Origin of the sequence: Klebsiella sp. HC6, from assembly GCF_022605325.1 — a bacterium.
GTDB lineage: Bacteria > Pseudomonadota > Gammaproteobacteria > Enterobacterales > Enterobacteriaceae > Klebsiella > Klebsiella terrigena.
The window spans coordinates 2757549-2779761 of sequence record NZ_CP093276.1; the positions used below are offsets into that span (position 1 = coordinate 2757549).

Genomic DNA, 22213 nt, shown 5'->3' on the forward strand with positions numbered 1-22213 from the left:
ATTACAACTTCACCAAACCACTAAAGCCCATAAATGCCAGCGACATTAAACCTGCGGTCACCAGCGCAATGGCGTTACCGCGAAACGGCGCCGGGACGTCCGCAACCACCAGACGCTCGCGAATGGCGGCAAACAGCACCATCACCAGAGAGAAGCCGACCGCCGCCGCAAAACCGTACAGCGCGGACTGCAAAAAATTGTGCCCAAGGTTAATATTCAGCAGCGCTACGCCGAGCACGGCGCAGTTGGTGGTGATCAGCGGCAGGAAGATACCCAGCAGGCGGTAGAGCGCCGGGCTGGTTTTGCGCACCACCATTTCGGTGAACTGCACGACCACCGCAATGACCAGAATAAAGGCCAGCGTGCGTAAATAGACCAGATTCAGCGGAATAAGAATCCAGGTATCAATCAACCAGGCGCAGATAGAGGCCAGCGTCATCACAAAAGTGGTGGCCAGCCCCATTCCCATGGCGGTCTCCAGCTTTTTGGACACCCCCATAAACGGACACAGCCCAAGAAACTTCACCAGCACGAAGTTGTTGACGAGGACGGTACCAACAAAGAGCAGTAAATAATCAGCCATCAATTCGACCTGAAACGGAAAAAGCCGCCTATTATCGAATAAAACGATACCGGCGACAACAGGTTAACTGTGGGGTTATTACGGATTAACAAAGGTCCGTTTAACCCGTTCGGAGCGCTTGAAGTAAGGAACCAGCAGCGCGGCAGCAAGAAGAGGGAACAGCAGCTGGCGCAGGGCCAGAACGTCCGATATTGGCGAAAAGGCAAAGGCCTTAATCGCCAGCAGCAGGGAGATCAGCAGCCAGATAATATAGTGCTTCGGCACCACCTTCCGCCGTTTGAAAAAGGCCAGCGTCAGCCACAGGGTGTAGTACCACATGGCGACGGCGAACAGCAGGGATGCGATCCACAGAATAAGATTCCCGGCGCTCATTGCGCTCAGCAAGGAGAACGTTTGGGGCGCCATGAGCGCGTTGGCAAAGATAAGCAGCGATAGCGAAGCGCTTAACAGCGCAACCAGTAGCCACGCAAGCGGCCCCAGCAGCCATCCGCCAATTCGTTCTGCAGAGTCAGAGGACATACTTTCTCCCGGATTTAACGCCAGTGAAATACCCGTTGAGCGTCAGGCTGCGCGCGCTTGCCTGCGCAAGCGTCTGTACATTCGCGCTGCTTGCCCGGCGGGCCGGCGCTCAACCTGTTCAGGTACGGATCAAAATCAAGGGCGGGAGTATAAGCAACTGGCGTGCTTCAGAACAGTTTTTATTGCACGTAACGCCAGACGGACTTGGGAACCTGGCCAATATCGAACAGTTTACCGCCAGAAACCAGCTCGGCCCGGCGATGGTCAGCGGCGCGGTACATATTAACAATCTCTTCGTTATCGGTCAGGGAGTAGTTAAGGTGGTCAAAAAGCTTTTCCAGACTTTCCAGCGAGCTGATTTTACGAAATTTTAATAAATAGTCCTGAACGGTCATTTGCGTATCCATTTTATAATCGGAATAAATATGAGCCTGTCCCATTAGGTTATTTGATTGGCCATTTTAGCCCAGGGTCGTACTCGCATCCTCACGCACTTCGCGCGCGCTGCGGTTGCTCCACGCTCCCGGTATCACAAACAGCGGCACCGTTACCCGGCGGGATCGCCTCTAAGTCGAATATTACCAACTTTCAGTAAACCTGCTCTAAACCAGCGGCACCTTATTAATTAACGCTGCCTGGGTGGAATTATTTCGGTTGTAAATACTAAAGACAAGAACTGATTACATTCCTGGTGTAGTAACAAGAAATTTAAGAATATTCTAGCGCTGAATCAGGCGCCGGACGGCGCCTGGAGGAGAAGATTAACGCTGTTGGCCGCGGCTGGCAATAACGTTTTGATACCAAAAATAGCTCTTTTTCCGTTTGCGGGCGAGCCCCTGCTGATGGTCGACAAAAACGAAGCCGTACTGTTTCTGATAGCCGTTCAGCCAGCTCAGCAGATCGATAAATGACCAGGGATAATAGCCGCGCACGTCGGCCCCGGCGTCGATCGCCTTCTCCAGCGCACTGATGTGGGCGCTGAGGTAGTCGATACGCGGATCGTCGACTATTTCGCCGTCAATAATTGGGTCTTTGGCGCCCAGGCCGTTTTCGGTGATGTAAATCGGAATATCACCGTAGCGCTCCTTGATCATCATAATGCCGTCCGTTAATCCCTGGGGCCAAATTTCCCAGCCCCATTCGGTATAGGTGCTTTGCGGATTACGCACGAAGTGGAACAGGCCCTCAACGCCAGGCTCGCCGCCGCTTAATCCTTCCTGCGGATGGGCTGAAACGGTTTCGCGGCGATAGTAGTTCAGGCCGATAAAATCGCTGTGGTTTTCACGCAGCAGCGCGTCATCGCCGGGGGCAAAGCGCGGAACGCCCCACAGCGCCTGGGTTTGCTGCAGCAGCCCTTCGGGATAGGTGCCTTTTAACACCGGATCGTACAGCCAGTGGGTATGGATAGCGTCAGCCAGCTCGGTCGCCTGGCGGTCCTCTTCGCTATCGGTGAGCGGCGTATGCGGCTGCAGAACGTTGACGAAACCAATCTCGCCCTTAATACCCATTTCACGAAACGCTTTAATCGCCATCGCGTGGGCCACAAAGACGTGGTGACAGGCCTGAATGGCGCGGGCCGGATCGCGTACCGCCGGCGGATGGCAGCCGTTAATGTAGCCATGACCAATAAAAACGATGGTCTCGTTAAAGGTGGCCCACAGCTTGACCCGTGAACCGAAACGCGCGTAGCACAGGCGCGCGTATTCGGCGAAAGCCTCCGCCGTGCTGCGGGCTTCCCAGCCGCCCTCATCCTGCAGCGCCTGCGGCAGATCCCAGTGGTACAGCGTGATCATCGGCTCGATATTGTGCGCCAGCAGCTCGTCGATCAGATCGCTATAAAACTGAACGCCGGCTTCATTGACCTCGCCGCGGCCGCCGGGCAGCAGGCGCGGCCAGGAGATGGAAAAACGGTAGCTCTGCAGGCCCATTTCGGCCATCAGCGCAACGTCTTCGCGAAAGCGGTGGTAGTGATCGACGGCGACGTCGCCGTTGGTCCCCTGGAAGGTGGCGCCCGGCTGGTGAGAGTAGATGTCCCAGATCGACGGCCCTTTCCCGTCGGCATCGTGGCCGCCCTCAACCTGATAGGCTGCGGTAGCGGCGCCCCAAAGAAAATTTTGCGCAAATGCGGCCATGAGAAAAACTCCTTAGCAAATGATAAGGAGAGTGTAATGAAGGGGTATACAGAGATGCAACCGGTTTCAGAAACCGGTTGCATACTTGCGAAGCGGGTCACTCTTTAGCGTTAACGCTATTTTGTCTGCACAACATTAGCGGGAGGCGGGGATTGGTAGTTATCAATGTGATGCGCGATAACCAAAAGCAGGGCCGAAACGCCAAGAACAACCCAACCTATAAGCTCTACAATTCTGCTGAAAACGGCTGCCATAATTCTGCTATTGAAAGTTAAAACAGAGCTAAATGTTACTAAATGCCGCAAACAACGCAAGTATTAGCTGGCGAAGTTTTCACGATTGGCGCAAGAGTGAGCGGTCGACGATGCATAAGCAAAGCTAATAAGACATTTGGGTCTTATAGTTATGGTGAACCCCCGAACTTTTCGCCAGAGAGGTGGCAAGATGAGTGACAATATTCGCGTCGCAATAATCGGCTACGGGTACGCCAGTAAAACGTTCCATGCGCCGCTGATCGGCGGTACGCCGGGAATGACCCTTGCCGCGGTGTCGAGTAGCGATGAAGCTAAGGTGCGGAACGATTGGCCAACGGTGCCGGTTGTGGCCGAACCCCGCCAGCTGTTAGACGACCCCAACATCGACCTGATCGTGATCCCTACGCCGAACGATACCCACTTTCCGCTGGCAAAAGCCGCGCTGGAGGCGGGAAAGCATGTAGTGGTGGATAAACCCTTTACCGTGACACTGTCACAGGCCCGCGAGCTGGATGCCGTTGCCAGGAGCCGGGGACGGCTGCTGTCGGTGTTCCACAATCGCCGCTGGGACAGCGATTTTTTAACCGTTAAATCATTGATTCACGAAGGTCTGCTGGGGGAAGTCTGCTATTTCGAATCGCACTTCGACCGCTATCGTCCCCAGATACGCGACCGCTGGCGGGAGCGGGGCGGCCCGGGAAGCGGGATCTGGTTCGATCTTGGCCCCCACCTTCTCGATCAGGCGATCGGCCTGTTTGGCCTGCCGGTCAGCATGACCGTTGACCTCGCCCAGCTGCGCCCGGGGGCGCAGTCTACCGACTATTTCCATGCGGTGCTGGTTTACCCGCAGCGTCGGGTGATCCTGCACGCTACTCTGCTGGCGGCGGCGGAAACGGCGCGCTTTATCGTGCACGGATCGCGGGGAAGCTATATCAAATACGGTCTCGACCCGCAGGAAGAGCGGCTAAAAAACGGCGAGCGCCTTCCGCAGGAGGACTGGGGATACGATATGCGCGATGGCATTCTGACGCGCGTTGACGGGGAGGAGCGCAGCGAGGAGAGCTGGCTAACGCTGCCCGGTCATTATCCAGCGTACTATGCCGCCATCCGCGATGCGCTAAACGGGAATGGCGAGAATCCGGTACCGGCGAGTCAGGCTATTCAGATTATGGAGCTGATTGAGCTGGGGATTGAATCAGCAAAGCATCGGGCCACGCTCTGCCTGATTTAAGATAAAACGCCCGGCAGGATTGCTGCCGGGCAGGATCCTAGACGCGCTGCACGCGCTGAATCAGCGCCGCTTTTTCCTCTGCGCTGAGGAAGGCGAGCTCCAGACCGTTGATTTGTGCCTGGCGGATTTGCTCGCGGCTCAGGCCCGCAGCCGGGGCGGCAACGTTATATTCATGAATAATATCGACGCCCTGTACCGCCGGATCGTCGGTGTTAATCGAGGCCAGCACGCCGTGCTCGAGGAAGGTTTTTAACGGATGCTCGGCCAGCGACGCGACGGTGCTGGTCTGAATATTTGAGGTCAGGCAGGATTCAATCCCGATACGCTGCTCGGCTAAAAAGTCCATCAGCGCCGGATCCTGCACCGCCTTCACCCCGTGGCCGATACGCTCGGCGCCTAGCTCACGAATGGCCTGCCAGATGCTTTCCGGGCCAGCGGCTTCGCCGGCGTGGACGGTAATGCGCCAGCCGGCGTCGCGGGCCTGGGTGAAGTGTTGCATAAACAGGGTACCCGGGAAGCCGAGCTCATCACCGGCCAGGTCGAGGGCGGTGATGCCGTCGCGATGGGCAAGCAGCGCGTCAAGCTCCTGCTGGCAGGCTGCCTCGCCGAAGGTGCGGCTCATAATACCAATCAGCCGCGCTTCAACGTTAAAATCGCGGCTTCCGTCGCGCACGCCGGCAATGACCGCCTCAACCACGCCGTCGACCGGCAGCTGATGGGTCATCGCCATATAGCGCGGGGAAAAGCGCAGCTCAACGTAGTGCAGGCCGTTGCGCGCCGCGTCTTCTACGTTTTCATACGCGACGCGACGGCACGCTTCCAGCGAGGCGAGCACCTTTACGCCCCAGTCAAGCTTGGCAAGGAAGCTCACCAGATCGGGTTCGTTGCTGGTGACCTGGACATGCGGACGAAGGGTATCGAGGGTGGTTGCCGGGAGCGCGATGTTAAACTGGCGGCCAAGATCGAGAATCGTTTGGGCGCGGATATTGCCGTCAAGATGGCGATGAATGTCGGTTAATGGCAAAGCTGAATCAATCATGGTCGCACTCATTTTTTAGTAAAAGTGCACATCATTATACAACAGGGCTATAACTGTTTAAAAGTATTGAAAAAAATCCTGTCTATACAAGCATCTGGCGGCGCTGCGGGAACCGCCGGCTCTGTTTAAGATCCCACATTGCGATTTTGTTCCCGCCTTTGCCGCGCGTCTATTGCTGCCTGCGCGCACATTTTCAGCAATTGCGGCGCCGGTGAGGGCGTTGACAGCACGCGGGTGATTATGGTTGTATTATACAACTATGTGGTCAGGGTGGTTTTATGAATACTGAAATGCAGATCGTCGAAGAGATACGCGTGGCTTCCCGGCAGATGGTGCGGGAGCTCGGATTCATGAACAACACCCTGGCCGCGAGCCCATACTCCCCTTCGATAGTGCATACTCTGCTCGAAGTGCATGCGCAGGGCCTGATGACGGCGGCGCAGCTGGTGCAGGTTCTGGGCCTTGAGAAGTCCAGCGTTAGCCGCATGTTGGCAAAACTGGTCAGCGCCAACGAGCTGGAAGAGGTGCCGTCGACGGAGGATGCGAGAGTCAAATACCTGGGCCTGACGGCAAAAGGCCGGGAAACGGTGGCGAAAATTAATCAGTACGGTAGCGAACAGGTGATTGCCGCGCTGAAAAAAATGAATCCCCATCAGCAGCAGACGGTGTCACAAGGGCTTAAACACTACGCCGGTGCCCTGGCCGCCTGTCGTGAAAACAGCGAGATCGCTGCCGGGGATGCGCTTGAAATTATTACCGGCTATCACCCCGGCACCATCGGCCGCATCGTGGAAATGCACGGTACCTACTATGCCAGAGAGCACAATTTCGGCGTGTTCTTTGAATCCAAAGTTGCCGCTGACCTGGCTGATTTTTCGGGCCGTCTGGACAAGGACTGCAATCAGATTTGGCTGGCCGTGTTGAACGGGCGCATCGTCGGCTCTGTGGCGATTGACGGTGAGGACCTTGGCAACGGCGAAGCGCATCTGCGCTGGTTTATCCTTGATGACGGATGCCGCGGCAGCGGCGCGGGGAGAAGGCTTATCGGCGAAGCGATGAGGTTCTGCGAAGAGAGCGGCTTCAGTTCCGTTCAGCTCTGGACCTTCAATAAGCTTGCGGCCGCGCGTCGGCTATATGAATCGTTTGGCTTTATGCTGGCCGAAGAGTGGCAGGGCGATCGGTGGGGAAGCCTCCTCATCGAGCAGCGGTTTACCTGCATGTTGCGCTAATTATTCACGGCTTCTCTGTGGGGGCAGAAAATAATGCTTGCTATCAATGGTTATCTATGTGATCAATAGCAGGTCGGTTTGGTACACAGAACCAATAAAGCGGTTTAGTAAAGCAGTCCTCATCTCAAGCGTTATTCCTAAATAATCCTTTTTTCGAGCCTCCTTATCGTTATTAATTAATTTCTGTGATGCGAACTTTTTCGCCGCAAGGCTTTGAACATTGGGATAATACTTATGTCTGGTAAGATGATTGGTTTAGTAAAATGGTTTAATGAAGGTAAAGGTTTCGGCTTTATTTCTCCAGTAGACGGCAGTAAAGATGTTTTCGTGCATTTTTCTGCGCTGCAGGGCGATGGCTTTAAAACTTTATTTGAAGGGCAGAAGGTCGAATTCACTATCGAGAGCGGCGCCAAAGGCCCTGCTGCCGGTAATGTCGTTCTGCGCGACTAATTAATTTCGCTTTTTTATGAATCTGCGATAACGATGACGGTGTAATCCCGAGTAGTCAGATTGATAAAAAATGCATGCGGTTGAACTAAGTCAGCAGTATCTGCTGGCTTTAATCGATGCGGTAAATTGGTTTTTGTCTGACATTTCAGCAGGCTGAATGCCGTATGTTGTGCTGTAGCGTGAAGAGTTCTGTGGGCTGATGCAACCTAATCATCACCCTGAGCTAATGTACGTAAAAGGAGTGACCGCCTCCTGAAACAGGACACTGTTTTACATTGTGTAAATTTTTGTATTTCGTACGCCTGCGGGCAAATTAAAAACTAACAACATCCAAAATAATCGCTGATAAAGTAACATGGTTTGATCTGGAGTGATTTTCAGATTTATCGTTAAGAAATAATGACAATGATGTCTTTGTTTTACCAACCATTCGAACAGTGATTTCCGCTGTCATTGAAGGTCAAGAAGAACCTTCAGTTAAATATGGCTAAATGCCCCTGCGGTAGTGAATGTTGTAGCAAATAGAAGGCTAACATCATGACTGACCACATTCATTTCAGGTGCCCATGCTGCCATGGGTCACAGTACAGAACATCAAACTATGATGTATCTGAAAGCAATCCATTCGGTGCGAAATGTATCTTTTGTAAATCCTCGATGATTACATTTGATAATATTGCCCCCTATATTTCGGCAAAAGCCACCGTATCTGGATTACGCAATTAATCAAAAGGCCCCGAAAGGGGTCTTTTAACATCTGTGCGACGGTGTCAGGCTCCACCACGGGATGATTCAAATGCTCCCAGGGCGCTGGCGCCCGCGCATCTGACGAAATTCGCTGCGAACCCCGTAAATCTAGCCCCGGCCAGCGCCGGGGTTTTGCTATTTTGGCGTACAGCGTTGGCCGCGCCGCAGAGAGCGTGGACCAACGACGGCCTGCCGTCCGCGCTCATAGCAAAACGCTATTAATCATAGTGAATCAGTATTTAATTTTGGCGATGATATTTTCTATAGTTCCGGGTGCTACTTTTCCTGCAATGACTGGCAGGCTATTTTAAAAAGGACTCCGGGACTATGGTATTCACTCTAAAAAAATTTGCTGTTTCGCTGGCCGTTGCCGGCTCGCTGCTCCTGACCGCCTGCGGCCCCGCGGGAGGGGATCCTAATCATATCAAGGTGGGGATCAGCGCCGGTATTGACCAGCAGGTGTGGTCGGTGGTGCAAAAGGTGGCGAAAGAGAAGTACAACCTCGACGTCGAAGTGGTGACCTTTAACGACTTCGTTCTGCCGAACGAGGCGCTCAATAACGGCGATCTCGACATCAACGCTTTTCAGCATAAGCCGTATCTTGATAAGCAGATTCAGGAGCGCGGCTACAAGCTGGTAGCGGTGGGCAACACCTTTGTCTATCCTATTGCCGCCTATTCGAAGCAGATTACCGCTATCGACCAGCTGGCGGACGGCGCGCAGGTTGCCGTGCCGAACGATCCGACAAACCTTGGGCGTTCGCTGCTTCTGCTGCAAAAGCAGGGGCTGATTACCCTTAAAGAGGGCGTTGGTCTCCTGCCGACAGCGCTGGATATCGTCAATAATCCGAAGCGCTTAAAAATTGTTGAGATTGAGGCTCCGCAGCTGACGCGCGCGCTGGACGACAGGCAAATATCTCTCGCGGTTATCAATACGACGTTTTCCAGCCAGATCGGACTCTCGCCGAGCCGTAACGGGCTATTCGTCGAAGATAAGAACTCGCCGTACGTCAATATTTTTGCCAGCCGCGTCGATAATAAAGATAGCGATAAGGTAAAAAATTTGGTGAAAGCGTATCAGACCGATGAGGTGGCCGCGGCGGCGGCGGAACTGTATAAAGGCGACGCGGTTAAGGGCTGGTAATCTCTCTTTCGATATCAGGGCGAGGCCCTGATATCGAATATCGCTTATTTGTTCAGCATTTTATTGTAGACAAAAAAGTCCGTATCGCGCACGAAGCCGTTGCGTTCGTACAGCGCCTGCGCCGGGGCGTTGTCGGTCGCGGTACTGAGCATGATAAAGGCGGAATCTGTTTCCGTAGCCAGCTGCTCTGCGCGCTCGATAAGCTTCTGCGCGACGCCGTGTTTACGTGATTTGCCATCGACGAAGAGATCGTAAAGCAGCCAGATTCTTTTCATTTCTAATGAGCAGAACAGCGGATAGAGCTGCGCGAAGCCGGCGGGCTGGCCGTCAACTTCCGCGAAAAAGATAACCGATTCATTCAGCTCTAAACGTTTGAGAATAAACTCACGGGCCTGAACCGGCTGGGCTTCTACCTGATAAAAATTACGATAGCCTAGATACAGCGGCAGAATTTTATCGACATCCTGGGGCTGGGCTTGAAATATGTTCATTACGTACCTCACGCTAAAAGTAGGCTAATTGTATTACAAATCGGCTTCAGGTAAACCGGGGGGGAACGAGGGCTGGCCGCTGTACGGCGAGGTTGCCGCGCGCGTGGCGTCTTATTGACGTCCGTTCGCCAGGCAAATTGCCCTGGGAGCGAAATAAGGCGCGGGAATCGCGATCGAAATCATATCCTGGCCAAAAAATAGCCGCTTATCGTTCTGGCCTCGCTGCTTTTTTGGCCGAACGGCAGGCCGGCGGCCTGCCGCTTTTACCGATCTATTTCTGAATCAGGTAGCGGATGGTGGGCCCATCCTGCTGAATATCCAGTACGGTGTAGCCGTAGTTTTTCGCATCGTGCGGAATATTGTTGATCGACTGCGGGCAATCGCTGACCACTTCGAGAATTTCCCCCTTCTTCAATGACGGCATTGCTTCAAGCGTCGCGACGGCAGGATAGGGGCAGGGCTCGCCGACCATATCGAGGCGGTAATCTGGAACGATAGTTTTCATGCGGTGTCCTTAGCGCCGGCAAGGGCGGCAGATTTTTGACGGAAAAAGCGTTTTTCCCAGGCTATGACCAGCATCAGGGCGATAAACAGCAGGAGATAGGTGACCAGCAGACCGCCGAAAGGACCGAAGGTGGCCAGCAAATTGACCTTATCCCAGCTGGTGGCCAGCGCTGGCGACAGGTCGTCCCAGAAGTAGGCCAGAATGGTTGAACCGATAACGTTGCCCAGCCCGACCCACCAGTAGTGAACCTGGCCTTCAACGGCGCGATACATCCAGCCGGTTTCACAGCCTCCGGCGAGAACGATCCCAAAACCGAACAGCAGACCGCCGATGACCGCATTGGGACCGGCCCACATGATTTTCGGTTCCATTCCGAGCTGCACGTAGCTAAAGATGCCGATTGCGCTGGCGGCCATGCCGAAAATAATGGCTTTGGCCATATAGGTCCGGCCGGTTATCCACATATCGCGAAACGCCGAGGTGAAGCAGATCTGCGCCCGTTCGATAAGCAGGCCAAAGCCGACGCCAAAGAGCATGGCCAGCCCCAGCTTCGGCCGGTCGACCGCGGTCAGCAGACCCCAGGCTATCATGGCGAAAAAGACCAGCATGCCGAGACGAAAACGGCGCCGGGCCTGCTGAGGTTTTTGGGTTAACGGCGAGGCCGCGGAGACTTTCTGCATCCTTACCGGAATGCGAAAAATAGGCAGCAGGGTGAAACGGGCGCCAAACCAGGTGCCGATAGCGGTGGCGATAGCGAAAAACCAGGCGTGCAGCGAGAACTGGGGGATCCCGGTGAAAAAGGCCGCCAGATTACAGCCCATCGCCAGGCGGGCGCCAAAGCCGGCAATAATACCGCCAGCGACGGCCTGGATAATGCGGATTCGGCTACGCGGCATGCGCAGCTTAACGTTATTCGCCCACAGCGCGGCGGCAAAACAGCCGCCAAACATGCCAATAATCATCATTCCGTCGATGCGGGTTAACGGCGTCCCCTCAAGATGGATGAGCTTATAGTAGCCCCACTGCTCGCTGTGCACGCCGGCAAGCTGCAGCAGCTGCCCGCCCCAGCGGGTAAATTCGCCGGTAACGGCCCAGAAGGTGCCGGTAATACCAAAGTAATAAGTCGAAAGAATCCCTGCGGCAATAACCGCCGGGGCGGGTGCCCAGAATTTAATCAGATAGGTTTGTTTGAACTGCTGCCATGTCATAGAGAGGCCTCTGAACTCAGAAGGTAAATCACCCCTGGCGGGGTTTAAGAGCAGGGAATAATACGCTGGTGGCCATGCCAAAACGCTCGACGGGATCAAAAGGCCTATTTTTCCTGCGCATAATTAACGCCTCTGGATAAAGCAAATATGTCAGTCAGGCTACCGTTTTATGACCAAATCATTAACCTTGCCAAGGTGGCTAAAATAGCGAAAGATGACCGCGTTCGGGCCCGAATACTGCTCAATGAGATCCTGAGGGATATATGAGTCAAGACGTTACGTTAAAAATGTTAAAGCCCGATTTTGATATGGAAGTGTCCGGGTTGGTTTATGGCTATCTGTTCCGTGAAGGCAACGCGCCGCGGCAAATATCCTCCAATGAGGTCTGCGCCGAATATCATGAGCTGGCTGGCGAAAATGATTTCGTCTGGCTGCACCTCAACCTGAATCATGCCACCGCCGAAAAATGGCTGATGGCGCATTTTCCCGTCGACGACTTCTTCTTTGAAGAGATCCGCGATGGTTCCCACACCACGCGCATCGAACGCCAGGGCGACAGCCTGTTTGCCGTCCTTAACGACGTGCTGTTTAACCCCAAAGAGACCACCTCTGAAACATCAACCCTGTGGCTCTACTGCAGCCAGAAGCTGGTGGTGACGGCGCGCTATAAGCCGCTGCGCTTTATTGAATGGATGCTGCCGCGGCTGGCAGCGCTAAAGGTGAACTCCTCTACCGAGCTGCTGGCCTTTTTACTGGAAGAGCAGGAGGAGGTGCTGGAGCAGGTGGTCCGGCAGGCCAGCCGCCACGTTGATGCCATCGAAGAGCGGCTGCTCAGTAACCACGTTCAGCGCAACCGTGCCGATCTGGCGCGCCTGCGGCGCATGCTGCTGCGCTTTCAGCGTCTGCTGGCGCCGGAACCGGCGGCGATGTTCCGTCTGCTGAATCGCCCTCCGGCATGGATTGACCGGGCGGTAGTTCAGGAGTTTCGCCAGTTCACGGAGGAGTTTACCGTGGTGCTGAACGATTTATCCGGCCTGATCGAGCGGATTAGCCTGCTTCAGGAAGAGATCACCGCCAGGCAAATGGAGCAAAGCAACCGCACGCTGTATACCCTGACGGTGATTACCGTTCTGGCGCTGCCGATTAACATCGTGGCCGGCTTCTTTGGCATGAACGTCGGCGGCATTCCGCTGTCGACCAACCATCATGGCTTCATGTTGCTGGTGCTCATTGTCGGCATCTTTACGGTCGGCGCCGGGTACCTGGCCTTTCGGCGGCGGGACGATCTTTAGGCGTCAGCTATTATTTTCGGTAGAAGACCGCGGCGCCGGCTTGCGCTACCTTATTGATAGGAATTATCAATAAGGAGTTAAGGGATGACGAGAATCGGCGCAGTGCTGGCCCCATGCCTGCTGTTGCTTCTGCTGTCGGGTTGCGCGACCGACGGCGTTAAAAAACCATCATCACAGCCGAAGCTGCTGAAAAAGAGCCAGCCGGTCTATCCGATTGTGGCCTACGCCAACCATCTGACGGGCTACGTTCAGGTTGTCTATGATGTCAACGCGCAGGGCAAAGTTGAGGAGCTGCGGATTGTGGACTCGCAGCCCCGCTATCTGTTTGATGAGGCGGTGGTGATGGCGATGGCGCAGTGGGAGTTCGAGAAGAATAAACCGTACAACAACATGGAGATGCGCTTTCGCTTCAGCTTCGCGCCGGTCAATCCACAGGGTCTGTGAGGGCGCGTGGATGAGCGTTACGCGGCGCCTGGCGTAACGCTTCGTGAAGCGCTACGTCAGCGAACGCAGGGCGGCAATCAGCCCCTGAACTCCTTTCTCAAGCTTGACCCGCGGACACCCGGCGTTGAGGCGCACAAACCCCGCGCCCTCCTCGCCGTAGGTCGAACCCGGCATGATAGCAATCTTTTGCTCGTGGATTAACGCCTGCTGCAGGGCGCTATCGTCCACCTTGAGCGCCCGCAGGTCGATCCACGCCAGATAGGTCGCCTCCGGCGGCTGCCAGTTCAGCTGCGGGAAAGCCTGATTCAGCTCTCGGGCAATATAGCGCAGATTTTCCTGCAGATAGGCCCGCAGCGCGTCCAGCCAGCCGGCGCCTTCGCGATAGGCGGCAATATGGGCAACCAGCGCCGGGACGCAGGGCGAGGAGAGGCCATCCCGCGATTTCAGCGCGTTGAGGTAGCCCTCGCGGGTAGCCGCGTCGTCAATCAGGCCATAGGCGCCGGTCAGCGCCGGAATATTGAAGCTTTTCGACGCGGAGGTAAACAGCGCCCACGGGCCGCGGGCGACGTCGCACCACGGCGTATGCCGGTGGTTTTCCCAGGTCATATCCATATGGATTTCGTCGCTGATAACCTTGACGCCGTGCTTGTTGCAGAGCTCGGCCATCGTCGCCAGCTCGTCGCGGCTCCAGACCTTACCGGTGGGATTATGCGGGCTGCAGAGCAGCAGGATTTTATTGCGCGGTTCGGCCAGAGCCCGCTCCAGCTCGGCCATATCGCAGCGCCATTGGCCATCGTGAGCGGCGAGCGGGACCGGGACCAGCCGGCGCTGGTTGCCGGCAATGGTCTTATAGAAAGCATCGTAGGCCGGAGTGTGCACCACCACTCCGTCGCCCGCATCGGACCACTGGCGAATGGTTTCTGCCACCATATAAATCACCGATGGCCCGTAGACGATGGCATCGCTCTCGACGGGGCTCTGAAAACGGCTGGCAAACCAGTGGCTAACGGCGCCGAGGAACTCGTCGTTTTTCCAGCGGCTGTAGCCCAGCACGCCGTGGGCCAGGCGCTGGCTGACGGCGTCAAGAATGCACGGCGCGGTGGCGAAATCCATGTCGGAGATGGTGAAGGGCAGCAGGTCGGCGGTGCCGAAGCGGTCGGCGACGTAATCCCACTGCGTACACCAGGTACCGTGGCGATCGACGGGCGTTGAGAAATCAAACATCGGAACTTCCTTTATCTGAAACCCCTCCTGGTGGGAGGGGGCGCGGCGTTTATGCCTGGACGGTATTCATCAGGACGCTCATCTCATCCTTCACCGACTGGACCTGCGGCCCAATGACCACCTGTAGATTATGCTGATTAAGCTGAACGACGCCAATGGCGCGGTTGGCCTTCAGCGCGGCGGCGTCGACTTTGCTCATGTCGCTGACCGACAGGCGCAGGCGGGTAATGCAGTTATCCAGGGAGGTGATGTTCTCCGCGCCGCCCAGCGCGGCGAGGATCGCCGGCACGTTATAGCCGGACTTGCCGACGCTACCGGCGGTGGCTTTCTCAAAGGCGGCGCTGTTTTCGATATCGCGACCCGGCGTTTTGAGGTTAAAGCGGGTGATGGCGAAGCGGAAGATGCCGTAGTACACCGCGAACCAAACGGCGGCGACCACCGGAACCAGATACCACTTGGTCGAGAGGCCGTGCAGGATGCCGAAGACCACAAAATCAATCACGTTACCGTCGGTATTGCCGATGGTTACCCCAAGCACCGCCATGATGGTGAAGCCAAGGCCGGTCAGCAGGGCGTGGATGAGGTACAGCGCCGGGGCGACGAACAGGAACAGGAACTCCAGCGGCTCGGTGGTGCCGCCAATAACGCAGGCAATCACGCCGGAGATCAGCAGGCCCTTAATTTTGTGGCGATTTTCCGGGCGTGCGCAGTGGTACATGGCCAGCGCCGCGCCCGGCAGGCCGCCGAGGAACGCCGGCATTTTGCCCTGCGAGAGGAAGCGGGTGGCGCTTTCGGAGAAACCGTGGGTTTCCGGACAGCTCAGCTGGGCCTGGAAGATGGTCAGCGCGCCGCTGACGCTGTGGCCGCAGACGTCCATGGTGCCGCCCGCTTCGGTAAAGCGGATCAGCGCCACCAGAATATGCTGCAGGCCGAAGGGCAGCAGCAGACGCTCACCGGTGCCGAAAATCATCGGACCAAAGTTGCCCGCGCTGTTAATGACGCTGCCCAGGGCGTTGATACCCATCGCAAAGATCGGCCAAACCAGCGGGATGGCGAGGCCAACCAGCCCCATCACCACGGTCGTCGCAATAGGCACAAAGCGGGTGCCGCCGAAGAAGGCGAGCGCGTCCGGCAGGCGGATATTGTGAAAACGCTCGTGCAGCAGCCAGATAATAATCCCGGCGATCACCGCGCCGAGGATCCCGGTATCGATCGACTGAATGCCGATAACGTTCTGGATATTGTTGGCTTTAAGGATCGCCGCATCGGTGGTCGGCAGAATGCCTTTCGCCGTCAGCCAGAAGTTGACCGCGAGATTCATTACCGCATAGCCGACGAAGCCGGCAAAGGCGGCGACGCCTTTATTTTCGCGGGCCAGGCCAAGAGGAATGGCAATACAGAACATCACCGGCAGGAAGCTGAAGGCGAAAGAGCCGATCTTGCTCATCCACACGAACACCGCCTGTAGCAGCGGGGTATTGAGCCACGGCTGCAGGGTGAGGACATCATGGCTACTTAAGGAACTGCCGATGCCCAGCATGATCCCGCAGAATGAGAGCAGGGCCACGGGTAACATAAAGGTTTTCCCTAACTGCTGGAAAAATTCCCACAACGTAATTTTTGGAGTTGTTTTCGCCGTCATAACACGAATCCTGCTGCTTAGGTTATTGGTAGGATGTAACGTCACGGAAAGATAAAACGTTTTACCACTTTTTAGTGCGATAAAAATCACATAATCAAGCGATAATAACGTTTATAAAGGTCACTCATTGATAAAACGTTTTATCGACAGCCACAGGGAGTCGGTTGCAGGTATGGCTATCGCAAGAAAGATCACCATTAACGATGTGGCCCAGGCCGCGGGCGTTTCGGTCAGCACGGTGTCGCTGGTGCTGAGCGGCAAAGGCCGCATCTCTTCCGCCACCGGCGAACGCGTCAATCAGGCCATTGAGCACCTGGGCTTTGTCCGCAACCGCCAGGCGGCCTCGCTGCGCGGCGGGCAGAGCGACGTGATTGGACTCATCGTCAGTGACCTCTCGAAGCCCTTCTACGCGGAGCTTACCGCAGGGCTGACGGACGCTCTCGAATCCGCAGGCAAGATGGTCTTCCTCACGCAGGGCGGGCGTCGGGGCGAAAAAATGCTCCAGCGTTTTGAAACTCTGGTTTCGCAAGGGGTCGACGGGGTGATTATTGCCGGCGCTATCGACCAGGGCGGCGAGCTGCGCGACCGGGCGGCAGAGGTCGGCATGCCGCTGGTGTTTGCCTCCCGGGCCAGCTACCTCGAGGATATTGATTTAATCCGCCCGGATAATATGCAGGCCGCGCAGATGGTCACCGAGCATCTTATCCGCCGCGGGCATCAGCGTATTGCCTGGCTGGGCGGGCAAAGCTCGTCGTTAACCCGCGCCGAGCGGGTGGGCGGCTACTGCGCGACGCTGCTGAAGTATGGCCTGCCGTTTCATAGCGAATGGGTGGTGGAGTGCGAGTCGAGCCAGAAGCTGGCGGCGGAGGCGATGGCTTCACTGCTGCGGCAAAATCCGACCATCACCGCGGTGCTGTGCTACAACAGCGTGATCGCCACCGGCGCGTGGTTTGGCCTGATGCGGGCAGGGCGCCAGAGCGGCGAAGACAGCGTGGAAAGCTATTTTGAGCAGCGCATTGCGCTGGCGGCGTTCGCCGAAGTACCGGAGGCTGCGCTGGATGACGTGCCGCTAACCTGGGTGACCACGCCGGCGCGAGAGATGGGCAAAAGCCTCGCCGGGTGTATTCTGCGTCGTCTTGAAAAGGGGCCGGAATCAGCGCGCAACCAGATCATGCCGCCGCGGCTGGTGACCAGAAAATAGCCCTCCGGAGAGGGCTATTTCGCGTCTTACTGCTGAGGCGTCACCGGCGGGATCAGCTCTTCCGGCTCCGCGCTCTGCGGAGCGGAATCTGACGCCGCGGGAACCGACAGGCCGAACATCCCGGCGAACTCATCCAGCGGCATTTTCTGTCCGTTCAGGGTGACCTGGCCTTCAGCATACTGCAGGCTGGAGGTGATGGCGTTATTCTCCATGGCGGTGATGCGGAACATCTGTCCCATAGCCGCCAGGCCTTTGACCTGCTGATCCGCAAGCTTCGCCGCGTCAGCCGGCTGATAGCCTTCGAGACCCGCAATCTGGGTCATAAATTCGGTCGCCATCTCTACCGGAACGACCAGCTTGCCGTCCAGAGACTTCACGCTGCGGTCAATTTCGTCGGCCAGGGTTTGCGCCGGCGCGGTAACCACGGTCGGATCTTTCAGCAAAATTGAGAGATTAAAGGTGCTTTCGCCCTTCGCGTTGCGCCAGCTCAGCGGGGCGATGGTCAGCGACGGGCCGCCCTTCAGCAGCACCGGCAGCGCCTTAAAGAAGGTCTCGGTCAGCGCCTGCTGGTAAAGCTCCGGATTCTGCGCCAGCTCCGGCTTCGCCATCAGCGCCTGCGCTTCGCTATTGTACTGCTGGCTAAACTGGTGCCACGCCTGGCCGTCGAGATTATCCAGCTTCACGGTCAGCTTGCCACTGCCCAGATCCTTGTTCTGCAGCTTGAGGCTGTTAACGGTGTAATCAAGCTGGCTGTTGATGCCCTTGCCGTCTTCGGTCAGCGTCGATTTGCCGTCGATATTCATCCCTTCCAGCAGGGCCAGCTCTTTGCCTTCGACGCCAATCGCCAGCTTCTCAAGAGACACTTTTTGCTTGCCGATGCGCTCGTTAAAGCTGGTCATCTCGGTGGCGCCGTCGGTTTTCAGATTGCTGAAGTTGAGCTGTACTTTCTGGTTGTACTCGTTGACCGCGTTGATCTGGCCGCTGCCCGCTTCACCGGTCAGCGCGATCGCCTTGCCGTCACGATCGGCATTGAGCTGGAACTGGCCGCCGCTAAAGGTGACCTTTTCGTCGCCTTTACTGTAATCCAGGGGCTTCAGGTCGATAGCCGACCGGCTGTCGCCGCTGTAGGCAATCAGGGTGTCGATGGTAAACGGCGTGCTGCCTTTAGCAATATCAAACAGCGCCTTACTGGCTTCGTTATTGACCAGCGTGGTTTTGACCGAGGCCATCGACGGGGCAAAGTGGCCGCTTTTCAGCGCCGCCAGCGGGAACGGCCCGTGGCTGACGACTTCGTCAAACACCAGCGGCTGTCCGGCCGCGAGCCAGCTGCTCTCTTTGCCCGCTGCAGGCTTCACAACCAGCTGCAGGTGGCTGCTGAACAGGCCGCGCTGATAGTTCTGCCAGCCCAGCTCCAGCCCGGCTTCCGGGGCGCTGTTTTGTAGCTGAGCATTAGCCTGCTGTACCACCTCGGCGATCCGGCTTTCCAGCTGCTTGCCCGTATACCAGGAGCCTCCGGTCCAGACCACGCCCAGGGCCACGATAATTCCTGCTGCGACCAGCGATTTCTTCATAGTATTTGTCCATAAATAAAACCAGGCGCAAGAAGCCGCCTGGTTGTGCTGTCATGATGGGTCAAAGTCTAGCAAGAGCGGCTAAAAACTTCAGTAACTTACTGGAGCTTATTGAAGACGCGCGCCAGGCGGCCGCTGCCGCTCACCGTGACCGGCGATTCATCGCTGGCAATAAACGCCGACTCGCCGGGCTTCAGGGTCAGAGCCTGCTCGCCTTTGCGGATCGTTGCTTCGCCTTCGACGCAGAAAGCAATCGCGGCGCTCTGCTGGGCGAGGGTGGACTCCTGCGCCGACAGCGCGTGCAGGGAGAAGGCAAAGTCATCGACCGGGATCGGGAAGTCCAGCTCGTTGCCGTGCTGCTGCGGCTGCGTCAACAGCTCGGCGGCCGGTTTGGCTTCGAACTTAACGTTGGCAACCAGCTCCGGAATATCGATGTACTTCGGCGTCAGGCCGGCGCGCAGCACGTTATCCGAGTTGGCCATCACTTCCAGCGCCACGCCCTGCAGATACGCGTGCGGCGTTTCCGCAAACAGGAACATGGCATCGCCAGGGTTCAGCTTCACCACGTTGAGCAGCAGAGGAGAGAACAGGCCGCTATCGTCCGGATAGAACTCGGCGATCAGGCGAATAGTCTGCCAGGGTTCGCCCTGTTCGGCGTCGAGCGCCGACTGCAGGACGCTCAAGGCGTGAGATTTTTCCTCGCCCTGCATATTCAGCAGGCTGGCGAACAGCTGGCTTAAGCGTTCAGCATCCGGGCTGCTGAGAAACTCGCCGATCGCCGGATGGGCGCTGGCAACCGGCTGCAGAAGCGCGGCGATTTCCGCAAATTCGCGGAAGGCGTTCATGGCGAGGAACGGCGTCAGGGCAAAAACCAGCTCCGGCTTGTGGTTCGGATCCTTGTAGTTGCGCTCCGCGGCATCAAGTGGGATCCCGGCGGCATTCTCTTTGGCAAAGCCAATTTCAGAGGCCTGCTTATTCGGGTGGACCTGAATCGACAGCGGCTGGGCGGCGCACAGCACTTTGAACAGGAACGGCAGCTCGCCGAAGCGCTCGGCGACCTTGCTGCCGAGCAGGCTGGCTTTATCGCTCTCGATAAATTCGCGCAGCGAGCGCGGGCTGCCGCCGGCATCGAGGATCTGTGAACTACTTTTCGGGTGCGCGCCCATCCACAGCTCCGCCATCGGCAGATTGTTGGGGTTAGCAATTCCATAAAGTTCGGTTAATGCGGTGTGACTTCCCCAGGCATAGTTCTGTACTGAGTTAATGAGCTTCTGCATTCTCAATCCCTGTTTCCACTTGATAGTAATCGCTCTATTAAACCAGTAAACGCCTGAGAATCAACTGCTGAAAGAAAAAGTCGACCTTGTCTCAGTTTTTGTTAAAAAATTGTGTAAAATCGATCGACTCGCTTTTCTACAGGCAAATGGAGTGTCTGCCTGAAATATAATCAGCCAAGCAGTAAGTGAGAGCACAATGTCGAATAAACCGTTTGTTTATCAGGATCCTTTTCCCCTCAAAAAGGATGACACCGAGTATTATCTCCTCAGCAGTGACTACGTCTCCGTTACCGAATTCGCCGGTCAGGAAGTCCTTAAAGTTGAACCCCAGGCGCTAACCCTGCTGGCCCAGCACGCCTTCCACGACGCCTCCTTTATGCTGCGCCCGGCGCATCAGCAGCAGGTGGCCGATATCCTCAGCGACCCGGAAGCCAGCGAAAACGACAAATACGTCGCCCTGCAGTTCCTGCGTAACTCCGATATCGCCGCTAAGGGCATTCTGCCGACCTGCCAGGACACCGGCACCGCCATTATTACCGGCAAGAAGGGCCAGCGGGTGTGGACCGGCGGCGGCGATGAGGCCGCGCTGGCGCAGGGCGTCTACAACACCTACATTCAGGACAACCTGCGCTATTCGCAGAACGCTGCCCTCGATATGTATAAAGAGGTCAACACCGGCACCAACCTGCCGGCGCAGATCGACCTCTACGCCACCGACGGCGAGGAGTATAAATTCCTCTGCATCGCCAAGGGCGGCGGCTCGGCCAACAAAACCTATCTCTACCAGGAGACCAAGGCGCTGATCACCCCGGCAAAGCTGAAGGACTACCTCGTCGAGAAGATGCGCACCCTCGGTACCGCCGCCTGTCCGCCGTACCACATTGCTTTTGTTATCGGTGGAACCTCTGCGGAATCGACGCTGAAAACCGTTAAGCTGGCCTCCACCCACTATTACGACGGCCTGCCAACGGAGGGCAATGAGCACGGCCAGGCGTTCCGCGACGTGCAGCTCGAGCAGGAGCTGCTGCTGGCCGCCCAGAATCTCGGCCTCGGGGCGCAGTTCGGCGGCAAGTACTTTGCCCACGACATCCGCGTTGTGCGCCTGCCGCGCCACGGCGCCTCCTGCCCGGTTGGGATGGGAGTTTCCTGCTCCGCCGACCGCAACATCAAGGCGAAAATCAACCGCCACGGGATCTGGCTGGAGAAGCTGGAAAGCAATCCGGGCAAATATATTCCGCAGGCGCTGCGCCAGGCGGGCGAAGGGGAGGCGGTGAAGGTTAACCTCAACCAGCCGATGAGCGAGATTCGGGCGCTGCTGTCGCAGTATCCGGTGTCAACGCGCCTGTCGCTGAGCGGCACGATTATCGTCGCCCGCGATATCGCCCACGCGAAGCTCAAGGAGCTGCTGGATAACGGCGAGGCGCTGCCGCAGTACGTCAAAGATCACCCGATCTACTACGCGGGTCCGGCCAAAACGCCGGACGGCTACGCTTCCGGTTCGCTGGGGCCGACCACCGCCGGGCGCATGGATTCCTACGTCGATCAGCTGCAGTCGCACGGCGCGAGCATGGTGATGCTGGCAAAAGGCAACCGCAGCCAGCAGGTGACCGACGCCTGCCACAAGCACGGCGGCTTCTACCTTGGCAGCATCGGCGGCCCGGCGGCGGTGCTGGCGCAGCAGAGTATTAAGAGCCTCGAGTGCGTGGCTTATCCGGAGCTGGGAATGGAGGCTATCTGGAAAATCGAGGTGGAAGACTTCCCGGCGTTTATTCTGGTGGATGATAAAGGCAACGACTTCTTCCAGCAGATCCAGACCTCGCAGTGCGCGAGCTGCGTGAAATAATCGCCCCGATCGTCGGGTGAGCGCCTGCCGGCGAATCCACCGGCAGGTATTTTTAACACGCCGCCGCTGCGCTCTGCGGGGCGGCTATTTGTGTCGCTTAGCGGCACGAACGACTAAAACTAATTATAAATCTGACCAATACTTAACGCTTTTAAGCCAGTGGGCTTTGTCGAAATTACGTACTTTTT

The 22213-nt window shown here is 56.7% G+C and carries 22 protein-coding genes; 9 read left to right on the forward strand and 13 right to left on the reverse strand.

Annotated features, from left to right (window positions below; genetic code table 11):
- Position 1: 1 nt before the first annotated feature.
- From rsxA to blr, 5 genes are all read right to left on the reverse strand, one after another.
- Positions 2 to 583, reverse strand: a complete 582-nt coding sequence (gene rsxA, locus MMW58_RS13430) for an electron transport complex subunit RsxA (RefSeq protein ID WP_015366851.1) — start codon at positions 581 to 583, stop codon at positions 2 to 4.
- Positions 584 to 661: 78 nt separating this feature from the next.
- Entirely contained in the window at positions 662 to 1102 is a 441-nt protein-coding gene (locus MMW58_RS13435; RefSeq protein WP_045858531.1) for a DUF2569 domain-containing protein, read from the reverse strand.
- Between the two features lie 179 nt (positions 1103 to 1281).
- Positions 1282 to 1497 carry a transcription modulator YdgT gene (gene ydgT, locus MMW58_RS13440; RefSeq protein ID WP_041147653.1) on the reverse strand — a complete coding sequence of 72 codons (216 nt, stop codon included), beginning with the start codon at positions 1495 to 1497 and terminating at the stop codon, positions 1282 to 1284.
- A 366-nt stretch (positions 1498 to 1863) separates the two neighbouring features.
- Entirely contained in the window at positions 1864 to 3234 is a 1371-nt protein-coding gene (locus MMW58_RS13445) for a GH1 family beta-glucosidase (RefSeq protein ID WP_133599565.1), read from the reverse strand.
- A 116-nt stretch (positions 3235 to 3350) separates the two neighbouring features.
- Positions 3351 to 3488: a division septum protein Blr gene (gene blr, locus MMW58_RS13450; protein WP_071844930.1), complete on the reverse strand. Its 138-nt coding sequence runs from the start codon at positions 3486 to 3488 to the stop codon at positions 3351 to 3353.
- Between the two features lie 190 nt (positions 3489 to 3678).
- Between blr and MMW58_RS13455 the strand changes: the two genes are divergently transcribed.
- Positions 3679 to 4719, forward strand: a complete 1041-nt coding sequence (locus tag MMW58_RS13455; protein WP_133599567.1) for an oxidoreductase — start codon at positions 3679 to 3681, stop codon at positions 4717 to 4719.
- A 37-nt stretch (positions 4720 to 4756) separates the two neighbouring features.
- Here the strand turns inward: MMW58_RS13455 and add are convergent, their stop codons facing one another.
- A complete protein-coding gene (gene add / locus MMW58_RS13460; RefSeq protein ID WP_045858525.1) occupies positions 4757 to 5758 on the reverse strand; it encodes an adenosine deaminase in 1002 nt (333 codons plus the stop codon).
- A gap of 278 nt (positions 5759 to 6036) precedes the next feature.
- Between add and MMW58_RS13465 the strand changes: the two genes are divergently transcribed.
- From MMW58_RS13465 to metQ, 4 genes are all read left to right on the forward strand, one after another.
- Entirely contained in the window at positions 6037 to 6987 is a 951-nt protein-coding gene (locus MMW58_RS13465; protein WP_241723580.1) for a bifunctional helix-turn-helix transcriptional regulator/GNAT family N-acetyltransferase, read from the forward strand.
- Positions 6988 to 7221: 234 nt separating this feature from the next.
- Positions 7222 to 7437, forward strand: coding sequence for an RNA chaperone/antiterminator CspA (cspA, locus tag MMW58_RS13470; protein ID WP_041145816.1), 216 nt, complete (start codon positions 7222 to 7224; stop codon positions 7435 to 7437).
- Positions 7438 to 7974: 537 nt separating this feature from the next.
- Positions 7975 to 8163 (forward strand): cold shock small protein YmcF, encoded by a 189-nt coding sequence (gene ymcF, locus MMW58_RS13475; RefSeq protein ID WP_128878043.1) that lies wholly within the window; start codon positions 7975 to 7977, stop codon positions 8161 to 8163.
- A gap of 348 nt (positions 8164 to 8511) precedes the next feature.
- Complete coding sequence (metQ, locus tag MMW58_RS13480) at positions 8512 to 9327, forward strand: methionine ABC transporter substrate-binding lipoprotein MetQ (RefSeq protein WP_241723581.1); 816 nt, start codon at positions 8512 to 8514, stop codon at positions 9325 to 9327.
- A 44-nt stretch (positions 9328 to 9371) separates the two neighbouring features.
- On the opposite strand, the gene MMW58_RS13485 is transcribed toward metQ, so the two are convergent.
- The 3 genes from MMW58_RS13485 to yedE all read right to left on the reverse strand — a co-directional run bounded on the left by MMW58_RS13485 (position 9372) and on the right by yedE (position 11531).
- Complete coding sequence (locus MMW58_RS13485; RefSeq protein WP_133599573.1) at positions 9372 to 9818, reverse strand: GNAT family N-acetyltransferase; 447 nt, start codon at positions 9816 to 9818, stop codon at positions 9372 to 9374.
- 271 nt (positions 9819 to 10089) lie between these two features.
- Positions 10090 to 10323, reverse strand: a complete 234-nt coding sequence (gene yedF / locus MMW58_RS13490; RefSeq protein ID WP_041145813.1) for a sulfurtransferase-like selenium metabolism protein YedF — start codon at positions 10321 to 10323, stop codon at positions 10090 to 10092.
- Positions 10320 to 11531 carry a selenium metabolism membrane protein YedE/FdhT gene (gene yedE, locus MMW58_RS13495; RefSeq protein WP_045858518.1) on the reverse strand — a complete coding sequence of 404 codons (1212 nt, stop codon included), beginning with the start codon at positions 11529 to 11531 and terminating at the stop codon, positions 10320 to 10322. The genes yedF and yedE overlap by 4 nt, the downstream gene beginning before the upstream one ends.
- A 263-nt stretch (positions 11532 to 11794) precedes the next feature.
- Here yedE and MMW58_RS13500 point away from each other — a divergent pair, with 263 nt between their 5' ends.
- Positions 11795 to 12823, forward strand: a complete 1029-nt coding sequence (locus MMW58_RS13500) for a CorA family divalent cation transporter (RefSeq protein ID WP_045858516.1) — start codon at positions 11795 to 11797, stop codon at positions 12821 to 12823.
- A gap of 84 nt (positions 12824 to 12907) precedes the next feature.
- The gene (locus tag MMW58_RS13505) at positions 12908 to 13267 is read left to right on the forward strand and encodes a TonB family protein (protein WP_241723582.1); all 360 of its coding nucleotides are present in this window, start codon (positions 12908 to 12910) and stop codon (positions 13265 to 13267) included.
- Positions 13268 to 13318: 51 nt separating this feature from the next.
- Here the strand turns inward: MMW58_RS13505 and MMW58_RS13510 are convergent, their stop codons facing one another.
- On the reverse strand, positions 13319 to 14491 hold the full coding sequence (locus MMW58_RS13510; RefSeq protein ID WP_241723583.1) for a MalY/PatB family protein: 1173 nt from the start codon (positions 14489 to 14491) through the stop codon (positions 13319 to 13321).
- Positions 14492 to 14540: 49 nt separating this feature from the next.
- A complete protein-coding gene (gene malX / locus MMW58_RS13515; protein WP_241723584.1) occupies positions 14541 to 16133 on the reverse strand; it encodes a maltose/glucose-specific PTS transporter subunit IIBC in 1593 nt (530 codons plus the stop codon).
- A 172-nt stretch (positions 16134 to 16305) separates the two neighbouring features.
- Here malX and MMW58_RS13520 point away from each other — a divergent pair, with 172 nt between their 5' ends.
- Complete coding sequence (locus tag MMW58_RS13520; protein ID WP_041145808.1) at positions 16306 to 17334, forward strand: Mal regulon transcriptional regulator MalI; 1029 nt, start codon at positions 16306 to 16308, stop codon at positions 17332 to 17334.
- A 26-nt stretch (positions 17335 to 17360) separates the two neighbouring features.
- Here MMW58_RS13520 and MMW58_RS13525 read toward each other — a convergent pair whose 3' ends face one another.
- Complete coding sequence (locus MMW58_RS13525) at positions 17361 to 18905, reverse strand: YdgA family protein (protein WP_241723585.1); 1545 nt, start codon at positions 18903 to 18905, stop codon at positions 17361 to 17363.
- 98 nt (positions 18906 to 19003) lie between these two features.
- The gene (gene manA, locus MMW58_RS13530; RefSeq protein WP_241723586.1) at positions 19004 to 20182 is read right to left on the reverse strand and encodes a mannose-6-phosphate isomerase; all 1179 of its coding nucleotides are present in this window, start codon (positions 20180 to 20182) and stop codon (positions 19004 to 19006) included.
- A 196-nt stretch (positions 20183 to 20378) separates the two neighbouring features.
- Between manA and fumA the strand changes: the two genes are divergently transcribed.
- A complete protein-coding gene (fumA, locus tag MMW58_RS13535; protein WP_133599587.1) occupies positions 20379 to 22025 on the forward strand; it encodes a class I fumarate hydratase FumA in 1647 nt (548 codons plus the stop codon).
- The last annotated feature ends 188 nt before the right edge of the window (positions 22026 to 22213 follow it).